17 protein-coding genes are annotated in these 17,919 nt (G+C 66.8%); 6 read left to right on the top strand and 11 right to left on the bottom strand.

The window, feature by feature from the left end:
• Positions 1 to 22: 22 nt before the first annotated feature.
• Both JKV55_RS01840 and JKV55_RS01835 read left to right on the top strand, forming a co-directional pair.
• Positions 23 to 631: a LysE family translocator gene (locus JKV55_RS01840; protein ID WP_202082048.1), complete on the top strand. Its 609-nt coding sequence runs from the start codon at positions 23 to 25 to the stop codon at positions 629 to 631.
• Entirely contained in the window at positions 631 to 1,254 is a 624-nt protein-coding gene (locus JKV55_RS01835; RefSeq protein ID WP_202082047.1) for a LysE family translocator, read from the top strand. The genes JKV55_RS01840 and JKV55_RS01835 overlap by 1 nt, the downstream gene beginning before the upstream one ends.
• Here the strand turns inward: JKV55_RS01835 and JKV55_RS01830 are convergent, their stop codons facing one another.
• From JKV55_RS01830 to JKV55_RS01815, 4 genes are all read right to left on the bottom strand, one after another.
• Positions 1,255 to 2,319 (bottom strand): META domain-containing protein, encoded by a 1,065-nt coding sequence (locus tag JKV55_RS01830; RefSeq protein WP_202082046.1) that lies wholly within the window; start codon positions 2,317 to 2,319, stop codon positions 1,255 to 1,257. It lies immediately after the preceding gene.
• Between the two features lie 229 nt (positions 2,320 to 2,548).
• Entirely contained in the window at positions 2,549 to 3,142 is a 594-nt protein-coding gene (locus JKV55_RS01825) for an NADPH-dependent FMN reductase (protein ID WP_202082045.1), read from the bottom strand.
• A 119-nt stretch (positions 3,143 to 3,261) separates the two neighbouring features.
• Positions 3,262 to 4,053: a universal stress protein gene (locus JKV55_RS01820; protein ID WP_202082044.1), complete on the bottom strand. Its 792-nt coding sequence runs from the start codon at positions 4,051 to 4,053 to the stop codon at positions 3,262 to 3,264.
• Positions 4,054 to 4,226: 173 nt separating this feature from the next.
• Positions 4,227 to 4,568 carry a hypothetical protein gene (locus JKV55_RS01815; protein WP_202082043.1) on the bottom strand — a complete coding sequence of 114 codons (342 nt, stop codon included), beginning with the start codon at positions 4,566 to 4,568 and terminating at the stop codon, positions 4,227 to 4,229.
• 199 nt (positions 4,569 to 4,767) lie between these two features.
• On the opposite strand from JKV55_RS01815, the gene JKV55_RS01810 reads away from it, so the two are divergent.
• Positions 4,768 to 6,123 (top strand): MBL fold metallo-hydrolase RNA specificity domain-containing protein, encoded by a 1,356-nt coding sequence (locus JKV55_RS01810; RefSeq protein WP_202082042.1) that lies wholly within the window; start codon positions 4,768 to 4,770, stop codon positions 6,121 to 6,123.
• A 12-nt stretch (positions 6,124 to 6,135) separates the two neighbouring features.
• Here the strand turns inward: JKV55_RS01810 and lhpI are convergent, their stop codons facing one another.
• The 5 genes from lhpI to proC all read right to left on the bottom strand — a co-directional run bounded on the left by lhpI (position 6,136) and on the right by proC (position 11,011).
• Positions 6,136 to 7,086, bottom strand: a complete 951-nt coding sequence (gene lhpI, locus JKV55_RS01805) for a bifunctional Delta(1)-pyrroline-2-carboxylate/Delta(1)-piperideine-2-carboxylate reductase (RefSeq protein WP_202082041.1) — start codon at positions 7,084 to 7,086, stop codon at positions 6,136 to 6,138.
• An 81-nt stretch (positions 7,087 to 7,167) separates the two neighbouring features.
• Positions 7,168 to 8,493: a TRAP transporter large permease gene (locus JKV55_RS01800; RefSeq protein ID WP_202082040.1), complete on the bottom strand. Its 1,326-nt coding sequence runs from the start codon at positions 8,491 to 8,493 to the stop codon at positions 7,168 to 7,170.
• The gene (locus JKV55_RS01795) at positions 8,490 to 8,999 is read right to left on the bottom strand and encodes a TRAP transporter small permease subunit (RefSeq protein WP_202082039.1); all 510 of its coding nucleotides are present in this window, start codon (positions 8,997 to 8,999) and stop codon (positions 8,490 to 8,492) included. Before JKV55_RS01795 ends, JKV55_RS01800 begins: the two co-directional genes overlap by 4 nt.
• Before the next feature lie 77 nt (positions 9,000 to 9,076).
• Positions 9,077 to 10,129 (bottom strand): TRAP transporter substrate-binding protein DctP, encoded by a 1,053-nt coding sequence (gene dctP, locus JKV55_RS01790; RefSeq protein WP_202082038.1) that lies wholly within the window; start codon positions 10,127 to 10,129, stop codon positions 9,077 to 9,079.
• A 57-nt stretch (positions 10,130 to 10,186) separates the two neighbouring features.
• Positions 10,187 to 11,011, bottom strand: coding sequence for a pyrroline-5-carboxylate reductase (proC, locus tag JKV55_RS01785; protein ID WP_202082037.1), 825 nt, complete (start codon positions 11,009 to 11,011; stop codon positions 10,187 to 10,189).
• A 453-nt stretch (positions 11,012 to 11,464) separates the two neighbouring features.
• Here proC and JKV55_RS01780 point away from each other — a divergent pair, with 453 nt between their 5' ends.
• Positions 11,465 to 12,211, top strand: a complete 747-nt coding sequence (locus JKV55_RS01780; protein WP_202082036.1) for an AraC family transcriptional regulator — start codon at positions 11,465 to 11,467, stop codon at positions 12,209 to 12,211.
• A gap of 10 nt (positions 12,212 to 12,221) precedes the next feature.
• On the opposite strand, the gene JKV55_RS01775 is transcribed toward JKV55_RS01780, so the two are convergent.
• Positions 12,222 to 13,112 (bottom strand): ribose-phosphate diphosphokinase, encoded by an 891-nt coding sequence (locus JKV55_RS01775; RefSeq protein WP_202082035.1) that lies wholly within the window; start codon positions 13,110 to 13,112, stop codon positions 12,222 to 12,224.
• Positions 13,109 to 14,617, bottom strand: a complete 1,509-nt coding sequence (locus JKV55_RS01770) for a thymidine phosphorylase family protein (RefSeq protein ID WP_202082034.1) — start codon at positions 14,615 to 14,617, stop codon at positions 13,109 to 13,111. Before JKV55_RS01770 ends, JKV55_RS01775 begins: the two co-directional genes overlap by 4 nt.
• A gap of 199 nt (positions 14,618 to 14,816) precedes the next feature.
• On the opposite strand from JKV55_RS01770, the gene JKV55_RS01765 reads away from it, so the two are divergent.
• Together JKV55_RS01765 and JKV55_RS01760 are read left to right on the top strand one after the other, a co-directional pair.
• Positions 14,817 to 15,542 carry an ABC transporter ATP-binding protein gene (locus JKV55_RS01765; protein ID WP_202082033.1) on the top strand — a complete coding sequence of 242 codons (726 nt, stop codon included), beginning with the start codon at positions 14,817 to 14,819 and terminating at the stop codon, positions 15,540 to 15,542.
• A 10-nt stretch (positions 15,543 to 15,552) separates the two neighbouring features.
• Positions 15,553 to 17,916: an FtsX-like permease family protein gene (locus JKV55_RS01760; RefSeq protein ID WP_237332607.1), complete on the top strand. Its 2,364-nt coding sequence runs from the start codon at positions 15,553 to 15,555 to the stop codon at positions 17,914 to 17,916.
• Positions 17,917 to 17,919 lie beyond the last annotated feature (3 nt).

Raw genomic sequence — 17,919 nt, 5'->3', positions numbered from 1 at the left:
CCGGTGACAAGAGAGGAAGAGCATGGAACTGACCAGTTGGCTGGCCTTGGCGGCGATTTGCGTGATGGGAGCCATCAGCCCCGGGCCCAGCCTGGCGGTGGTGATCCGCAACACGGTGCGGGGCGGCCAGGGGCACGGGGTGGCCACCGCCCTGGGTCACGGCCTGGGAGTGGGGCTCTACGCCCTGATCACCGCCCTGGGACTGGCGCTGCTGATCACCAAAACTCCGCTGCTGTTCGACCTCATCCGCTACGGCGGCGCCGCCTTCCTCGCCTGGCTGGGGCTGAAGGCGCTGCTGGCCCGGCCCGGCGACGCAGGGGGCCGGCAGGGCAGCCATCCGGTGCGCGGCCGGCGGGGCGCCTTCGAGGGCTTTATGGTGGCCTTCCTCAATCCGCAGCTGGCCATTTTCTTCCTGGCCCTGTTCAGCCAGTTCGTGCGTGCCGACACCGGCTGGCAGCAGGGCGGCATCATGATGCTCACCGCCGGCGGCATCGACGCCCTCTGGTATGTGCTGGTGGCCCTGGCGTTGTCGCGGGGGCCGGTGCTGGTGTGGCTCCAGGCCAAGTCGCGGATGATCGACAAGCTCAGCGGCCTGGTGCTGCTGGGGCTGGCGCTGAAGGTGGTGTTCTGATGGAAGCCCATACCCTGCTGATGTTCGTGATCGCCACCCTGTCGCTCAACCTGATCCCGGGGCCGGACGTCGTCTATGTGGTGTCCAGCACCATGCGCGGCCGGCTGCGCACCGGGCTCAAGGCCGCCCTGGGGCTGGGCCTGGGCTACCTGGTGCACACCGCCGCCGCCGTGCTGGGGCTGTCGGCGCTGATTTTGAGTTCCGCCTTCCTGTTCGGCCTGGTGAAGTACCTGGGCGCCTGCTACCTGCTCTACCTCGGTGTGATGGCGCTGCGCAACTGCTGGCGCGGCAGCTCGCCCCTGCGGCCGCAGGCCGGCGCCGCGCCGGCGCGGGGGGTGTTCCGCCAGGGGGTGGTGGTGAGCGTACTCAACCCCAAGGTGGCCATCTTCTTTTTGTCCTTCCTGCCCCAGTTCGTGAGCCTGAATTCGGCCAATCCCGCCGCCGAGCTGGTGCTGCTCGGCCTGCTGTTCAGCCTGCTGGCGACCCTGAGCAACAGCCTTTACGCCTGCCTGGGCGGCCTGGTGTTCGGCAACCCGGCCGGCGCCCGCTACACCCGGGTGCTGGAGGGCGGCTCCGGGGTACTGCTGCTGGGCCTGGGCGCGCGTATCGCCCTGAGCCGATAATCACTGGCCGGTAGCGCTATGGATACCGCCGTCAGGCTCCAGCTCGAAAAAGGCGCCATCCCAGGGCAGCAACAGCCGGTTGTCTCCGACCAGCAGCTCGAGCCAGGGCCGTTCGGCGCAGAACACCTCCAGCCGTTGCGGCCGGGTCGCTGTTTCCAGCGGCGGTAGGCTGCCCGGTGCCAGCCGGTAGTCGGCCAGCAGGGCGTCCGGCTCGAGCGGGCTTAGCCGGTAACGGGGGCTATCGCAGCGTTCCCCGTCCCACTCCGCCCAGGGAAAGCGTAGTTGCAGCCGCCGGCCGTGCCAGGCGGCGGCCTCCGCTTCGCTTAGGGCGCCGATACCGGGCAGGAGATGGGCGGTGAGGATCCAGTCGCCCATCAGCCGTTCTTCTTCCTCGATGCGGATAAACTTCAGCGGTGGGGCGTGATCCCGGCCATACAGATAGAGAAAGGGGCCCTGGGTGGTGAAGCGGGCGGCGCTTTCCAGCGCCGCCAGGTACAAAGCTTCCTGATGGTCGACCGCCTCGGTGCAGCTTTTTTGCGTGGCAATGAGGCCGCCTATCCGGATCCGCTCGCCGTCGATGTCGGCGAAGCCGCCGAATGCATTGCAGGAGGCGAAGCCGGCGACCCGGCCCTGCTCGGGGAAGGCCAGGGTGACCGGCACCCGGTCCAGCACGCCCCGGCCGCCCAGATCTTCCAGCCGCCACCGGCTGCCCGGCAGGGGCTCGGCGGGCTCCGGCTCGGCCCGGCGGATGCGGACAAGCTCCACCATGGGGCCGACCATGCCGATGGACAGCAGGTCGTCCCGCCGCCGGGCCTCCACCTCCACCGCCAGGCCGTCCCGGCGGAAGACGTCGGGCAGGTTGACCGGGTTGTGGTTGGTGCCGCCGGCGTCGCGGATAAGATAAAGACCGCCTTCCAGCTCCAGGTAATGCACCATGCCGGTGAACCTCAAATCGGGCTCGCCCGGGGCCAGCCGCTGCCAGTCGCCCTGGCCGGGAGAGGAGCAGGCCGACAGCAGCAACGCCAGGGGCAGCAGCAGAACGGAATAAAGCGAGGATTTCATCATAGACTCCCATGGAACATATTCGGGGCAAGCTTAGCGGAAGAAGGGCAGGGAAGGGAATCCGAGGAAGCCGGCCGCGGCCATGGCGCCGTGGCCGGCAAAAGGGCAGTTATTTCATGGAGTGCAGGCCGACCATATTGCCTTCGGTATCCTCCACCAGGGCGATAAAGCCGTGGGGGCCGATGGAAAACTTGTCGCGCACCAGGCGTCCGCCATTGGCCGCCGCCCGGGCTCAGTCTTCCTCCGCCCGGCCGCGCAGTATGGCCTCGAGGCTGAGCTTGGGGCAGACCGCATCGTTGATGTAGTCGATGAGATTGCGCGCCGCCCGGCGGATGAATTTTTCCGTGCCGGCATCGAGGCAGTGGCCCTCGGCATCGAACACCTGCTGCACATTGGCCACCGACACCGCCAGGGGCAGCGGCACCGCCCCTATGTGGGCGCAGATGGCGCGCAACTGTTCGGTGGACTTGATGGCGCCTATGGTGCCCGCCGCTACCCCCAGCAGGGAGATGGGCTTGCCGGCCAGCTTGCTGGGAAAGCCCAGGTTGTCGATGGCCAGCTTCATGGGGCTGCTGATGCCGCCGTGGTATTCCGGCGAGGCCAGCAGCACCCCGGTGGCCGAGGCCACCGTTTCCTGGAATTGGGCGATGGCGTCCGGGTTCTTCGCCGGCAAGCCCGGCAGGGGCAGCTCCAGGCCGTCCAGCCGCAGGGGGATCAGCTCCACCCCGGGCAGCTTCCTGAATTCGTCATGAACCAGTTCCAGCGCCATGGCGGTGTAGTTGCCGGGGCGTACGCTGCCGCAGAGGGTCACTATCTTGATGGACATGGGCACTTTCTCCTGTAGATGGCTCCTGTAGATGAGGCGACCGGATTTCTCCGGGCCGGTCGGATAGGAGTATAGAAAGGGGAAGGGCCGGGCGCCTGTCCGGCGGCCCGGCCATGGGGTCAGGAGGGCACCAGCAGAACCGGGTTGGTGGCGTGCCGGCAGATGCCTTCGGCGGTGCTGCCGAGGGGCAGCTCGGCGATGGGATTGGTGCCCCGCTTGCCGAGGACGATCAGGGGCGTTTTGACGTCGTTGGCGGCTTCGCAGATTTCCTCTACCGGATCGCCGACCACGGTGCGGGTATCCAGGTTGGCATTGCTGGCGATAACGGCTTCACCCGCCTGTACTTCCTCAAAGGCCACCTGATGGTCGGGATTGCTTACCACCATAACCAGGCCCTTACGGTCGGCTCCCAGCAGTTCGGCGAAGCAGGTACGGGCCCTGGCCGAGGCCGGCGAGTTGTCGGTGGCCAGCAGCAGGGGGGCATCGTCCTCCACGGTGCCGAGATCCGAGGGCACTATCAGCAGCGGCAGCTTGCTCATGCGCGCCAGGTTCAGCGCCACATTGCCCATAAAGAACTCCCGGCTGCGGGAATGGCTGCGATTGGCCACCACGATCAGATCGGCCTCTTTCTTTTTGGCGGTATCAAGGATGGAAGGCACTGCAAAGCCGGACACGAAATGGCCATGCACGGCTATGCCCAGCTCCCGGCCCAGATCCGCCGCTACCTGCTCCAGGTGGAGTTGGCGATTGGTGCGGCCGGTGGTGTCCTTGTGGGCCCGGCGGTGAGGTTCATCCGCATACACCAGGGTCAGCTCCCGGATACCGAACAGGGCCATCATATGCCTTAACCGGGCCTGCACCCGATCCCAGCCCGCCGAAAAATCAATACCTGCAACGCAATGCCTGAACATAAGAGCGCCTCCTGGCTGTAGGCCCAACCGGACATGAACTGTCACCTCACTCAAGGATAGCCCAGAGCCCGGGGCCCTGCCTTGACTCCCGACCCGGTTGCCGGATGCCCGGACCTGGCAGGCCGCAGCTCGACAAGGCGCCAAGGGCGCAGGCCAACGGCCAGGGGCAATCTTTATTCGAGGCGGCTCGCCCGGCGAATGTGCAGCAACTCGATTCGCGGGCCCACCAGGCCGGCGGGCAGGCCATCATTCCGCAGCCGGGCCAGGGCCTCTATCGCCAGGCCGTCCTGCTCGAAGGCGGGCGGCAGGTTAAGGGGATGGTAGTGGGTGCCGCGAATATCGCGAATGACATAGAGCCCGCCTTCCAGGTTGAGGTAGCGAATGGTACCGCTGATATAGATGCTGGGCTCGCCGGGAGCCAGCTCCAGCCAGCGGGGGATATTGGCGTGAACGGTGGTGGCCAGCACCAGACATAGCAGGAGGGCGTGCCAGCGATGGCAATAACGGCATGACATACAAGGCTCCTGTCGGGTGCCATATGATTTTTAAGCCTACAAGGTAATGGTGGAACCCCGCGCTCCTTGTGATGGCTCAGGGTTAACTATAGTCAGCATCCCCGGATCCACGGTATGCCGTAGATCCGGCAAAAGGTGCCGGGCTGGCGGATACTGATAACAAGGGCGCAGCGTCGCCATCGATTACAGGAGAGCCAAGGTGAAGATAACCTTTCTCGGCGCCACCCAAACGGTCACCGGATCCAAGTTTCTGGTGCACAGCGGAAACACCCGGATCCTGGTGGACTGCGGCCTCTACCAGGGCTACAAGTGGCTGCGGGAACGCAACTGGCAGCCGTTGCCGCTGGATATCGACCGGCTCGACGCCATAGTGCTGACCCATGCCCACCTGGATCACTCCGGGTATATTCCGGTGCTGTACCGCCAGGGCTACCGGGGCCCGGTGTATTGCCATCCCGCCACCCGGGCGCTCTGTGAAATTCTGCTGGCGGACAGCGGCAACCTGCAGGAAGAAGACGCCCGCTTTTTCTCCCGCCACCAACTGAGCAAACACGAGCAACCCGAACCCCTGTACGACCGGGCCACGGCGGAGCAGAGCCTGGAACTGTTCCGCCCGCTCGAATTCGGCCGGGTGCTGGAACTCGGTGATATGCGCCTGCATCTGCAGCCCGCCGGCCATATCCTCGGGGCCGGCAGCCTGATCCTCGAGGCCGAAGGCAAGCGGGTGGGCTTTTCCGGCGACGTGGGCCGGCCGAACGATCTCTTCATGTATCCACCCAATCCCTTGCCGGCACTGGATCTGCTGTTGCTGGAGTCGACCTACGGCGACCGCCGCCATGAGGCGGTGGATCCCTTCCAGCAGATGGAAGAGCTGGTCAACACCACGGTGGCCGGCGGCGGCGCCATGCTGATCCCCAGCTTCGCCGTGGGCCGGGCCCAGGCCATCCAGTACCTGCTGACGAGCCTGATGGAGCAGGGGCGCATTCCCAGGCTCAAGCTGTTCCTCGACAGCCCCATGGCCATAGAAGTGGGTGAAATTTACGAGCGTTTTGCCGACCAGCACAAGCTGAGCCGGGCCGACTGCCGGCGGATGACCCGGGCCGTTACCCTGGTGCGCAGCGTGGAGGACTCCAAGGCGCTGGCCGACGAAGTCTATCCCCATATCATCATCGCCGGCAGCGGCATGGTGACCGGCGGCCGCATCCTCCACCATATGAAACGGCTGCTGCCGGATCACCGCACCACCCTGGTGCTCACCGGCTACCAGGCGGGCGGCGGCCGGGGCGCCAAACTGCAGCAGGGAGCCGCAAGCGTGCGCATCCACGGCGACTGGGTGACCAACCGCGCCCGCATCGAGACGCTGCACGGGCTGTCGGGCCACGCCGACTATGTGGAGCTGCAGCAGTGGCTGGCGGCCTCGGCCCTGACCGCCGATACCCGCATCCAGCTGGTGCATGGCGAACCCGACGCCCTCGAGGCGATGCGCGACTACCTGCACCAAACCAGCCCCTACCGGGTGGAGATAGGGGAATACCAGCGGATACTGACCTTTTAGCCCGCGCCGTCCTTAGCGCCCTTCCCACAGGTGGATGGCTGCGGCCAGATCTTCCAGCGAGGCGCCCACCGACTTGAACAGGGTGATGCTGTGCTCGTCGGCCCGGCCCGGATGCTCACCCCGGGTGAGCCGGGCCAGATCGGCCTGGATGTCGTCCATGTTGAAGCGGCCTTCGGCGATGGCCTGGTGCAGGTCGCCGGCTTCGCCCCTGGCGCCGGCGTAAGTGTCCACGAACACCTCGGCCCCGGCCACGCAGTCGGCATCGCTCTCGCGCATGTCGGGGCGGAAGGCGCCCACCAGGTCGAGGTGGCAACCGGGCCGCAGCCATTTCCCCCGGATCAGCGGCTCGGTGGACAGGGTGGCACAACTGACGATGTCGGCGGTGCGGCAGGCGGTGGCCAGATCGGTGACAACCTCGACCGACTCGAATGGCCGCATGCCCTGGGCGTAATGCCGGTATTGCTGCGCCATGGCCTGGGTCTTATCGGCGTTGCGGCCCCAGATGCGCACATGACGGATGGGACGAACCGCGGCGTGGGCCTCGATCAGCATGGGTGCCACCTGGCCGGTGCCCACGATCAGCAGGGTATCGGCCTCCTGTCGGGCCAGGTAACGGGCCGCCAACGCCGAGGCCGCCGCCGTGCGCCGGCGGGTCAGCTCGTTACCGTCGATGCAGGCCAGGGGGTGGCCGGTCCGGCCATCGCTCAACAGGTAGAGGCCGGAGATAGAGGCCAGCCCCTGCGCCGCATTCTGCGGAAAAACGTTCAGCATCTTGATGCCTATATAGCCGTTATCCTCCCAGGCCGGCATCAGCAGCATGGTCGCCTCGCCATCGGGGCGGTTGATGCTGTGGTGGTGACGTGGCGGCGCCTGTATGCCGTCGCGGAAAGTCTGTTCAATTTTGGTAATCAGGCCGGTCCAGTCCAACCCCTGACTGACCTGTTCAGCCGATATCACTTGCATAATAGCCTCGTTGCTAGGTTTCCCGACCGGATGCGGGAAAGGATAAAACCGGTGTCCTCGGACACCGGTTCCACATGATGATTACCAGGCGGGGCCGCCCATCACCTCGGGCAGCCAGAGTGCCACCGCGGGGAACAGCAGTACGGCCGCCAGCACGATCAACTGGATGAAGATAAAGGGAAGTACCCCCTGGTACATGTGCTTGAGGGTGATCTCCGGCGGCGTGATGGCCCGCAGGTAGAAGATGGACGGCGCCAGCGGCGGCGTCAGGTAGCTGGTCTGCAGCACCACTAGGAAGGCCACGCAGAACCAGATTTCGTCGAAGCCGAGCAGACGGACCACCGGCATGGCCACCGGTATGATGATCAGTACCACCGACATCATGTCGAGCAAAAAGCCGGCGACAAAAGCGATGAGCAGGATCAGGCCGATGATGACCCAGGGCTCCATGCCGTTGCCGAGCAGCAGCGACTGCACCGCGTCCATGCCGCCGGTGGCGAAGAAGATGCCGGCGAACATGTGGCCGCTCAGCACGATCAGCAAGATCATGGCCGAGATGTTCACCGTGCTGACCACGGAGTCCCACAGGGTTTTCCGGTTCAGGGTGCGGTAGAGGATGGACAGCAGCACGGCCCCCATGGCGCCGCAGGCGGCGGCTTCGGTGGGAGTGGCCAGGCCCATCAGAATTGTGCCCAGTACCACGAAAATCAGCGCGGCGGCGGGCAGCAGGGCGGTGGCGGTGAACCACAGCTTCTGGCCCAGGCTGAATTGCTCGCTCTCGTGCCGGATCCGTGGCGCCAGCTCGGGCCTGAGGTAGGCCACCGCTATCACATAGAGGATGAAGAGTGCGGCCATCAGCAGGCCCGGCAGCAGCAGGCCGCTGAACAGGGAGCCTACCGATACCCCGGCCACTGGGCCCAGCACCACCACTGTGATGGAAGGGGGGATGGCGGTACCGAGCGAGCCGCTGGCGCAGATCACGCCGGACAGCAGCCGCTTGTCGTACATGTGCTTCAGCATGACGGGAATGGCCAGCATGCCGATCACCGCCTCGGTGGCACCCACTATGCCGCAGGAAGCGGCGAAAATGGTGCCGAGCAGTATAGCGCCTACGCCGAGCCCGCCCGGGGTCCTGGCGGTCCACATATGGATGGCCCTGAACAGCTTCTCGGCGATACCGGCCTTTTCCAGCAGGGAGCCCATGAAGATGAACAGGGGCACGGCCGCCAGTATGTAGTTGGAGGCGGTTTCCTCGATCTTGGTCAGCAACTGGTAGGCGGTGATGTCGCCGAACAGCATCAGGCCGAACACCGCCGCCACCAGTATCATGGCGAAGGCGATCTGGAAACCGGAGAAGATCAGCAATATCAGCAGGGGAAACATCAACAAAGACAGATAGGCGCTCATGCGGTGGCGACCTCCTCGTTGGTGACGAGAACGGCGGCGGATTTCAGCATTTCGGCCAGCAGCTGGAGGCCGAGCAGCAGAAAGCCGACGAACCAGGTGGCGTAGACAGGCCACATGATGGGGTTCCAGGCGGAGCGGCCGGAGCGTTCGTTCTTCACATAGGCTTCGTGCAGGTAATGGGCCAGCTCCCAGGTCAGCCAGCCGATGATCGGCAGGAACAGGGCGTAGCACAGGCAGTGGATGGCGGCGTTGGCGCGCGGGCCCAGCTTCATGCTCACCACGTCCACGCTGACGTGCTGGCCGAGGCGCAGGGCATTGGCCATGCCCAGCATAAAGATGGCGCCCATGATCATGTAGCTGACCTCGAAGGCCCACAGGGTGGGGGCGTTCAGTACATAGCGGCTGAACACTTCGAACACCAGGGCGCAGGTCAGGGGCAGGATAAGCAGGGCGCCCAAGGCGCCCGCCAGGCGGGTGATTCGTTCAATTCCGGTTATCAGTTTCATTGTTTTTCCTGGGGATTAGGGTCCATCGACAGCAGAGCGGCGCCCGAACGGCGGCCGCTCCTTGGTCAGTGGGGCGGTTATTGTCCCGCCATGCCAATCTGCATGCGGTACTGGGGCCAGGATTTCATCTGCTCCTTGAAGCCGCGCTGGGAGTCGAGTACCTGCCTGAACCAGTCGTTCTTGGCCGCGTATTCGTCTTCCCACTTCCGGGTTTCTTCGAAGATGGCTTCGATAAAGGAGGGGTCAAGCTGCACGATTTCATTGGGGCCGTTGGCCAGTTCCTCGTAGGCCTTCAGATCCGCGTAGGACGCCGCCAGCCAGGAGTCGAACACCGACAGCTTGGCCGCCTGGCGCAACAGGTTCTGCTCCTGCTCGTTCAGCCCGTTCCAGGCCTTCTTGTTGATCTGGCACTCGAGCACCCCGCCGGACTGGTGCACCCCGGGCAGGATCACGTACTTGGCCACGTTCTGGAAGCCGGTGGGCTTGTTCATCTCGGGGCTGCCCCATTCGGCGGCGTCGATGGCGCCCCGCTCCAGAGCGGTATAGATGTCGGCCCCGGCCATCACTACGGTGGAGGCGCCCAGGCGGGAGGCGATCTCGGCCCAGGCGCCGGAGGTGCGCAGCCTCAGGCCCTGGAAGTCCTCCAGGGTGCGTACCGGCTTGTTGGAATGCAGGAAGATCTCGGTCCCCAGGATGGAGCAGGGGAAGGCGACCACGTCGAATTTCTCCATGCGGTACTGCTCATACAGCTCGATGCCGCCGCCCTGGTACATCCACAGCATGAATTCCTCCGGAGTCAGGCCGCTGGAATGGCCGGCCAGCAAGGCGGTGGTGGGATCCATGCCGTAATCGTAGTTGATGTAGTTATGGCTGATCTGGGCCACGCCGGACTTGACGGTGTCGGTGACCTTGAGGGCGCCGCCCAGGGTGCCGCCCGGGAAGGGTTTGACGAGAATATTGCCGGCGCTCAGCTGGCCGACGTGGTCGGCGAAAAACTGGGCGTCACGCTCCAGCCAGGGGCCACCGCTCCAGGGGGTGGCCATGCGCCAGTTCTTCTCCGCGGCCTGGGCGGTCACGGTGACACCGGCCACCAGGGCGGCGACGGCGGCAATTTTGCTTAATTTTTTCATAGTGATTTTCCCTATCAGGTGAGTGTTTACTTGCTCGAAGATGCCGGCGGTGCCGGCTCAGACAAAGTCGGATCGCATCTCACGTGCACGCAGTGCGCATGCTTCCATGGCCGCGTGGACGATCTCGTTTAGTTCGTGGTATTCAAAGGTGGTGATGGCGCGCTCTGTGGTGCCCTGGGGCGACATGACGTCGCGCATCAGCTGGGCGGGGGATTTGTCACCGGCCAGTGCCATGCGCGCGGCGCCCAGGCCGGTCTGCAGCGCCAGGCGGCGGGCTATCGCCCGGGGCAGGCCAAGGGCCACGCCGGCATCTTCCATGGCACTGAAGAACATAAAGAAATAGGCGGGGCCGCTGCCGGATACGGCGGTGACTGCATCGATCAGCGGCTCGTTGTCGACCCACTCCACCAGGCCGACGGCGCCGAGCAGCTGGCCGGCCAGCTCCCGCTGCTCAGTGGAACAGTGCGCGTTGGCAAAGAGGCCGCTGGCCCCGGTGCCGACCAGGGCCGGGGTGTTGGGCATGCAGCGCACCACGGGCAGGCCACCGCCGAGCCAGTGACTGATGGTTTCTGCCTCGATACCGGCGACGATGGAGATGATCAGCGGGGGGCGGCTGCGTTGCCGGATGGCGTCGCACAGGGGCAGGCAGACATCGCGGACTACCTGGGGCTTGATAGCCAGCACCACCACGTCCGCCTGGGCTACGGCGGCGACATTGTCGTTCTGGGTGTTGATGCCATAGCGTTCCCGGATCCGGCGCAGGGCTTCTGCTTCCGGCGAGGTGGCGGTGATATCGGTGGCGGCATAGCCCTGGCGGAGCAGGCCGCCGAAGATGGCGCTGGCCATGTTGCCGGCGCCGATAAAGGTGAGTTTTTGACTCATGGCAGGCGGTTCCTTGCGATGGGTCCGAACCGGCCCGATGAAGAGGCGATTCGGGGAGCGGGCGGCGGAGTGCCGTCGCAGGTTAGGGTCCTTGGGCCGGAGAGCGGGGTGCAACCGGCAGCATTGGTGGTCTGGTGTCCTAGGGTGTGCATTTTGTTTCCTGAGATGTCCGTTTCTCTTGCCGGGCGGCAGGTGCCAGCCCCCTGGCACATGACACTGTCATGGTCGGAGCAATGTCCCGACCTGCCCTGATTCTGATGAGAAAAGGGGGGCGACGTCTTGTTCCAGAATTGGGATTTTTTGTTCCAGCTTCATCACCTGCTGGTTGTCGGTATGTAGCTTGATCGTTGTTGAGCGATCACTTATAAGTGATTCTCATTTTTAAACATGGTCTCCGGGCGGCTAACGGACGCCTAATGTATTGAACATGTGCCGAAGTGCACGGAAGTTGTGATGGATACAAAGATTCGTACTTTTCCTCTGCCGAACAGCTGCTTGCACCATGATCACGATCATCACCAGCTGGTGATCGCCCTGAACGGTCAGGCCGAGTTCGAAGTCGGCGGACGGGGCGGGCGTGTCGATGTGTTGCACGGCTGTCTGGTGCCCAGCAACGAGGTGCATTTTTATGAGGGGATCGGGGACAACGTCCATGTGGTGATGGACATGCCCCTCGGGCTCGTCGGCGATGACCTGGGGCGGTTGTTCGAACTGCCGCGCTATTTCGAGGCGGATGGCAGCATGCGCCTGCTGCTGGCCTACATGCAGCGGGAGGCCACGACCTGGGAGCTGTTTCCCGAGGCGGCCGAAGGAGTGGTCACCGGCTTTCTGGCCACCCTGTACCGGCAGATCTTTCCCGGAAACGGCATCAAGCTGCCGCGCGGCAAGCTGGACCTGGCGACCATTGAACACTTCATTCAACTCTATCTGCACGAGCCCATGCCCATCTCCCGGCTGGCGGCCCTGGCCCACGTCAGCCCCGGCCATTTCTACGTGCTGTTCCGCCAGGCGACCGGAATGACCCCGGGGCAGTATCTGCAGGAGGCGCGGCTGCAACGGGCCCGGCAACTGCTGTTGGAAACCGCGATGCCGTTGGTGGACATCGCCGAGCGGGTCGGCTTTTCCAGCCAGAGTGCCCTGACCCACGCCTTTCGCCGCCGTTACGGCCAGGCGCCAGGACTACTGCGGCGGCAAGTCTGAGAGGGGCGTTTTAGCCCGCCAGCCAGCGGCGGATGGCGGGCAGCAGCGCCGGGGAGAGGTCGATGGCATTGCTGGGATGGGGGATGCCGTTGCCGGTGAGCAGCCGGCGCAGCCCGGCCCGGTCCAGCTCCCCCTCTATGTCGTCGGCAAAGAGACCGTGCACGGCGGCGCAGTCCACCGGCCCCATGCCCTGGGCGCGCAGGGCCCGCAGACAGCTCAGCACCGTCCGGCCGCTGGCGATAACGTCGTCCAGGATCAGGGCGGTATGGCCCCGGTAAGCGCTCAGATCCGGCAGGCTCACGGCCACCTCCCGGTCGCCCCTGCGCACCTTGTCGCCCACCACATGGGGCCGGCCGCTGGCTCCGGCCAGCGCCGCCACCCATTGCTCGCTTTCCGCATCCGGGCCCACCAGCAGCACCGGCTCTTGCCAGCCGCGCAGCCAGTCCGCCAGCAGCGGCGTCGCGTGCACCACCACGCTTGGCACCGAATAGATCTCGTCCAGCCGGTGGATACGGTGCAGGTGCGGATCCACGGTGACCAGCCAGTCGATGCGGGGGGAGAGCAGGCGGGCGAAGCTGTGGGAGCTGAGCGCCTCGCCGGGGCGGAAGCGGGCGTCCTGGCGCAGGTAGCACAGGTAGGGGGCCAGCAGGCCGACCCGGGTAGCACCCAGCTCCCGCAGGGTGTCGCACAGAAAGCACAGGGGCAGGAACTTGTCGTCCGGGTGGGACAGCTCCGCCAGCACCAGGCAGGGCCGGCCGGCCACCTCGCTCAGCAGGCGCAGGTAGCTTTCGCCGTCCGGGAAACGGCGCCGCTCCAGTTGGCCCGGCTCGGCGCCCAGGCCCTGGCACAGGGGCGCGGACAGCGGATGGGGCTCCTCCAGGGAGAACAGCAGCGGGGTCATGGCGCCTCCCCAATCATAAAGAGATCATGGTTGTTGGCGTAGTAATCGGCCGCGTAGTCCAGCTCGCCCTGGCTGTCGGCGTAGAGGGTGAACAGCGGCTGGCCCCGGGCCAGGGCCTGGCCCAGCTTGGCGTGCAGGCGCAGGCCGGCGGCGGGTGAAATGGGTGCCCCGGCCAGCTTGGCCAGCCGGGCCAGGCGGCGGTTGTCCATGGCCAGCAGGGTGCCGCTGTGGCCGGCGCCCAGCTCCAGCCGGCAGGCCGCCTGGGGAATGGCCTTGAGCCCGCCCTGGGCGGTGCAGATGCGTTGGAACTGGGCCCAGGCCTGGCCGGAATCCAGGATTTCCCGGGCCTGGCCGACGGTGGTGGCCAGATCCGCCTGGCCGGCCATGTTCAGCAGGTGAGCAGCGAGGAACAAGGATCGCTCGCGCAGGTCGGCGGGCGCTTCCGGCGCGTTGTTGAGCACGGCGAGCACGTCCTGGGCCTCCTGGGCCGGGCCTATGCCGTAGCCGATGGCTTCCTCCCCCCGGGTGATCAGGCAGCGCACCTTGAGTCCCAGCGCCTTGCCCACGGTATCGAACAGGCTGGCCATCTGCCGGGCCTGGTGCTGGCTGCGCACCTTGGCGGTAGGGCCCACCGGAATGTCGATAAGGGCATGGGTGGAGCCGGCGGCCAGCTTCTTGGACAGCACCGAGGCCACCATCTGGCCCACACCGTCGATGTCCAGCACATGCTCGATACGGATCAGCATATCGTCCGCCGGGCTCAGGTTGACGGCGCCGCCCCAGGCCAGGCAGGCATTCACCTCGCGTACCGTGGCCTGGATCTGGGCCAGGCTGAGGCGCACATTGGTGAGTACCTCCATGGTGTCGGCGGTGCCGGAGGGGGAGGTGATGGCGCGGGACGAGGTCTTGGGCATCACCAGCCCGGCCGCGCTGGCGATGGCCACCACTATGGGGGTGGTGCGGTTGCCGGGCACGCCGCCGATGCAGTGTTTGTCCACCAGTTGCAGCTTGGCGGGCCAGCTCAGGCGCTTGCCGCTGGCCACCATGGCCTGGGTCAGGGCGATCACCTCGTCGCTGTTGAGCCGGTCGACGCAGGCGGTGACGAAGCTGGCGATTTGCATGTCGGAATAACGGTGGGCACTGATGTCCTGGATGATGTCTGAAATTTCCTTTGGCGACAGTTGGTTGCCGTAAATCTTCTTGCGCACCGCGCTCATGGAATGCAGCACCGGGGCATGGCTCAGGGTGACCGACTCGCCGCCCGTAAGCCCCAGGCGCTGCCAGGCGATACGCGAAAAGCCCACCTGCCCGGGGGGGATCACCGCCTCGGTGACCACGTTGAGGGTGGCGATGATGGCCCGCTCGCCCAGGCTGATCTGGATACGGGTGTTGGCATTGAAACCTTCGGCGCGGCACACCTCGCTGTCGGCCCGCAGGAACACCACCGGCTCCTGGTGGGTGTCTATCCCCATTTCGACGGCGATCAGGGCATGGGGTTCGGTCATGGCAAGCACCTGCTGCTGGGCTGCCCGGGGCGGGCAGGGGTGATGACTACCTACAAGCCTAGCGCGGCCCCGCAGGTTGTGCCCGGGGGCCGCGGCGGGGGCCGGTTTTCCGGGCCCGCTGCCCGGCCGGATCATGGCGAAGGGGAGCAACAGCGCTTAGGCTCTTGTTCAATGGAGCTTTTTACGCGAGAGCCGCAACATGCCGTCACTCACGGATCCCCGCCCGCCGGTTTATCGCACCCAGGGCCTGACCAAGGTCTACGGCCGGGGGCCCTCGGCGGTGCACGCCCTGCGCGGGGTGGAGCTGACGCTGCCCGCGGGTGAACTGGTGGTGTTGCTGGGCCCCTCCGGCAGCGGCAAGTCCACCCTGCTGAACCTGCTCGGCGGGCTCGATGCCCCCAGCGGCGGCCGGATCTGGTTCTTCGAACGGGAGCTGACCGCCATGGACGAGGCCCGCCTCACCCGCTACCGGCGGCGCCATGTGGGCTTTGTGTTCCAGCTCTACAACCTGATGCCCAGCCTGACCGCCCGGGAAAACATTGAACTGGTCACCGACATCGCCGAGCAGCCGCTGGATGCGGGCGAGGCCCTGGCCATGGTGGGGCTGGCGGCGCGGGCCGATCACTTTCCCGCCCAGCTCTCCGGCGGCGAGCAGCAGCGGGTGGCCATCGCCCGGGCCGTCGCCAAGCGGCCGACGGTGCTGTTCTGCGACGAGCCCACCGGCGCCCTCGACAGCCACACCGGCCGCGCCGTGCTGCGGGTGTTGCAGCAGGTGAACCGCGAGCTCGGCACCACGGTGCTGATCGTGACCCACGCCGCCGCCACCGCCGCCATGGCCCACCGGGTGATCCACTTCGCCGACGGCGCCATCCGGGCGGTGGAGACCAACCCCCACCCCTGCGGCGCCGAGGAGATCGAATGGTGAGGATGCCGTGATGAAAGCGCTCGATCGCAAGCTGGGCCGGGATCTGTGGCGGGTCCGGGGCCAGGCCCTGGCCATCGGCCTGGTGATCGCCATGGGGGTGATGCTGCAGGTGATGATGGACGGCCTGGTCAACTCCCTGGAGCAGACCCGGCAGGAGTATTACCAGCGCTACCGGCTGGCGGAGCTGTTCGCGCCGGTGAAGCGGGCGCCCCGGGCCGTGCTGGAGCGGGTGGCCCGGCTGCCCGGGGTGGCGGCGGTGGAGGGGCGCATCAACGGCGGCGCCCTGCTCAGCCTGCCGGGGCTGGCGGTGCCGGTGCGGGCCCAGGCGGTGTCGCTGCCGGCGTGGCGAGCGCCTCGGCTGAACGAGGTGCACCTGGTGGCGGGACGGCGGCCCGATCCCGACCGGCGGGACGAGGTGCTGCTGCTGGAAGGCTTCGCCAGGGCCCATGGCCTGGCGCCCGGGGATCGGCTGGCGGCCACCCTCAACGGCGCCCGTCGCACCCTGGCCATAGTGGGGCTGGCCCAGGCACCGGAGTTCCTGTACACCACGGCACCGGGCGAGATGGTGCCGGATGATGCCCGCTTTGCGGTGCTCTGGATGAACGAGACGGCGCTGGCGGCGGCCCTGGATCTGGAGGGGGCGGTGAACGAGGTGCTGGTCGGCCTGGCCCGGGGCGCCGAGCCGCGGGCGCTGCAGGACCGGCTCGACCGGCTGCTGGCCCCCTACGGCGCCCTGGGGGCCTACGGCCTGGACGAGCACCTGTCCAACCGCTTTATCGTCGAGGAGATAGCGGGGCTCAGGGTGTCCAGCCGCACGGTGCCGCCGGTGTTCCTGGCGGTGGCCGGCTTCCTGCTGTACATGGTGCTGTCGCGCATGGTGCAGGCCGAGCGCGACCAGATAGGCCTGCTCAAGGCCTTCGGCCATGGCGACGGGGAAGTGGGCCTGCACTACCTCAAGTTCGTGCTGGTGATCGCCCTGGCCGGCGCCCTGGCCGGCGCCCTGCTGGGGGTGCTGGCCGGGCGCGGCCTGAGCGGTTTCTACCAGCAGTACTACAAGTTTCCGTTCCTGCAGTTCGCGGTGGCGCCGTCCGCCCTGCTGCTCGGCCTGGGGGTGAGCCTGCTGGCCGCAGTGGCCGGGGCGGCCCTGGTGCTGCAGCGGGTGTTTGCGCTGGCGCCCGCCGAGGCCATGCGCCCGCCCGTGCCGCCGGACTTCAGCCGGAGCCTGCGCTTCGGCCCGCGCCTGAAGCGCTGGCTGGACCAGCCCAGCCGCATGGTACTGCGTGGCCTGTGGCGTCAGCCCGGCCGCGCCGCCCTGGCGGTGCTGGGCATGGCGGCGGGCATGGCGCTGTCGGTGGCCATGCTGAGCGTGATGACCGCCTTCGATCGCAGCCTGGAGCTGAACTTCAGCGTGCTCGAGCGGAGCGACGTCACCCTGAGCTTTGTCGAGCCCCTGGGCGAGCAGGGCCTCTATGCCCTGGCCCGGATGCCGGGGGTGCTGGAGCTGGAGCCCTTTCGCACCGTGCCGGCCCTGTTCAGTCATGGCCGGCACCGCTATCGCGGCGCCCTCACCGCCCTGGTGGCCGAGCCGCGCCTGTACCGGGCCCTGGACCGCCGGCAGCAACCCCTGCCCCTGCGCGCCGACGGGGTCATCCTCTCCCGCGCCCTGGCCGAGACCCTGGCCATAGGCCCGGGCGACCGGCTCCGGGTGGAGGTGCGCGAGGGCCGGCGGCCGGTGCTGGAGATCCCGGTGGTGGGGCTGGCCGACACCCTGCTGGGGGCGCCGGCCTTTATCGAACTCGGCGGGCTCAACCGGTTGCTGAAAGAGGGACCGCGGGCGTCCGGCGCCCACCTGCGCATCGACGCCGCCGCCGGCGAGCGGCTCTACCGGGAATGGAAGGAGATGCCGGTGGTGGCGGGGGTGAGCCTGCGCACGGAGCGGCGGGATGCCTTCCGCCGGGTGATGGACAGCGGCGCCGGCGCCACCCGCTATGTGATGGCGGCCATCGCCGCCGTGATCACCTTCGGCATCGTTTACAACAGCGCGCGCATCGCCTTCGCCGAGCGGGCGCGGGACCTGGCCAGCCTGCGGGTGCTGGGGCTGACCCGCGCCGAGGTGAGCTTTGTGCTGCTTGGCGAGCTGGGGCTGCTGATCCTGCTGGCGCTGCCCCTGGGCAGCCTGCTGGGCTACGGCTTCTCCCTGGCGGTGGCGGCGGGCTTTAGCACCGATCTGTACCAGGTGCCGGTGGCCTTCGAGCCCGCCGGCCACGGCGTGGCGGCCCTGGCGGTGCTGGCGGCGGCGGTGTTGTCCGGCGCCCTGGTGCGGCGCGACATCAACCGGCTGGATCTGGTATCCGCCCTCAAGACCCGGGAGTAATCC

This window comes from Zobellella iuensis (genome assembly GCF_016746085.1).
GTDB classification, from domain to species: domain Bacteria; phylum Pseudomonadota; class Gammaproteobacteria; order Enterobacterales; family Aeromonadaceae; genus Oceanimonas; species Oceanimonas iuensis.
The sequence above is the reverse complement of the archived record's forward strand: the minus strand, read 5'-3'. Positions and strand labels throughout refer to the sequence as shown.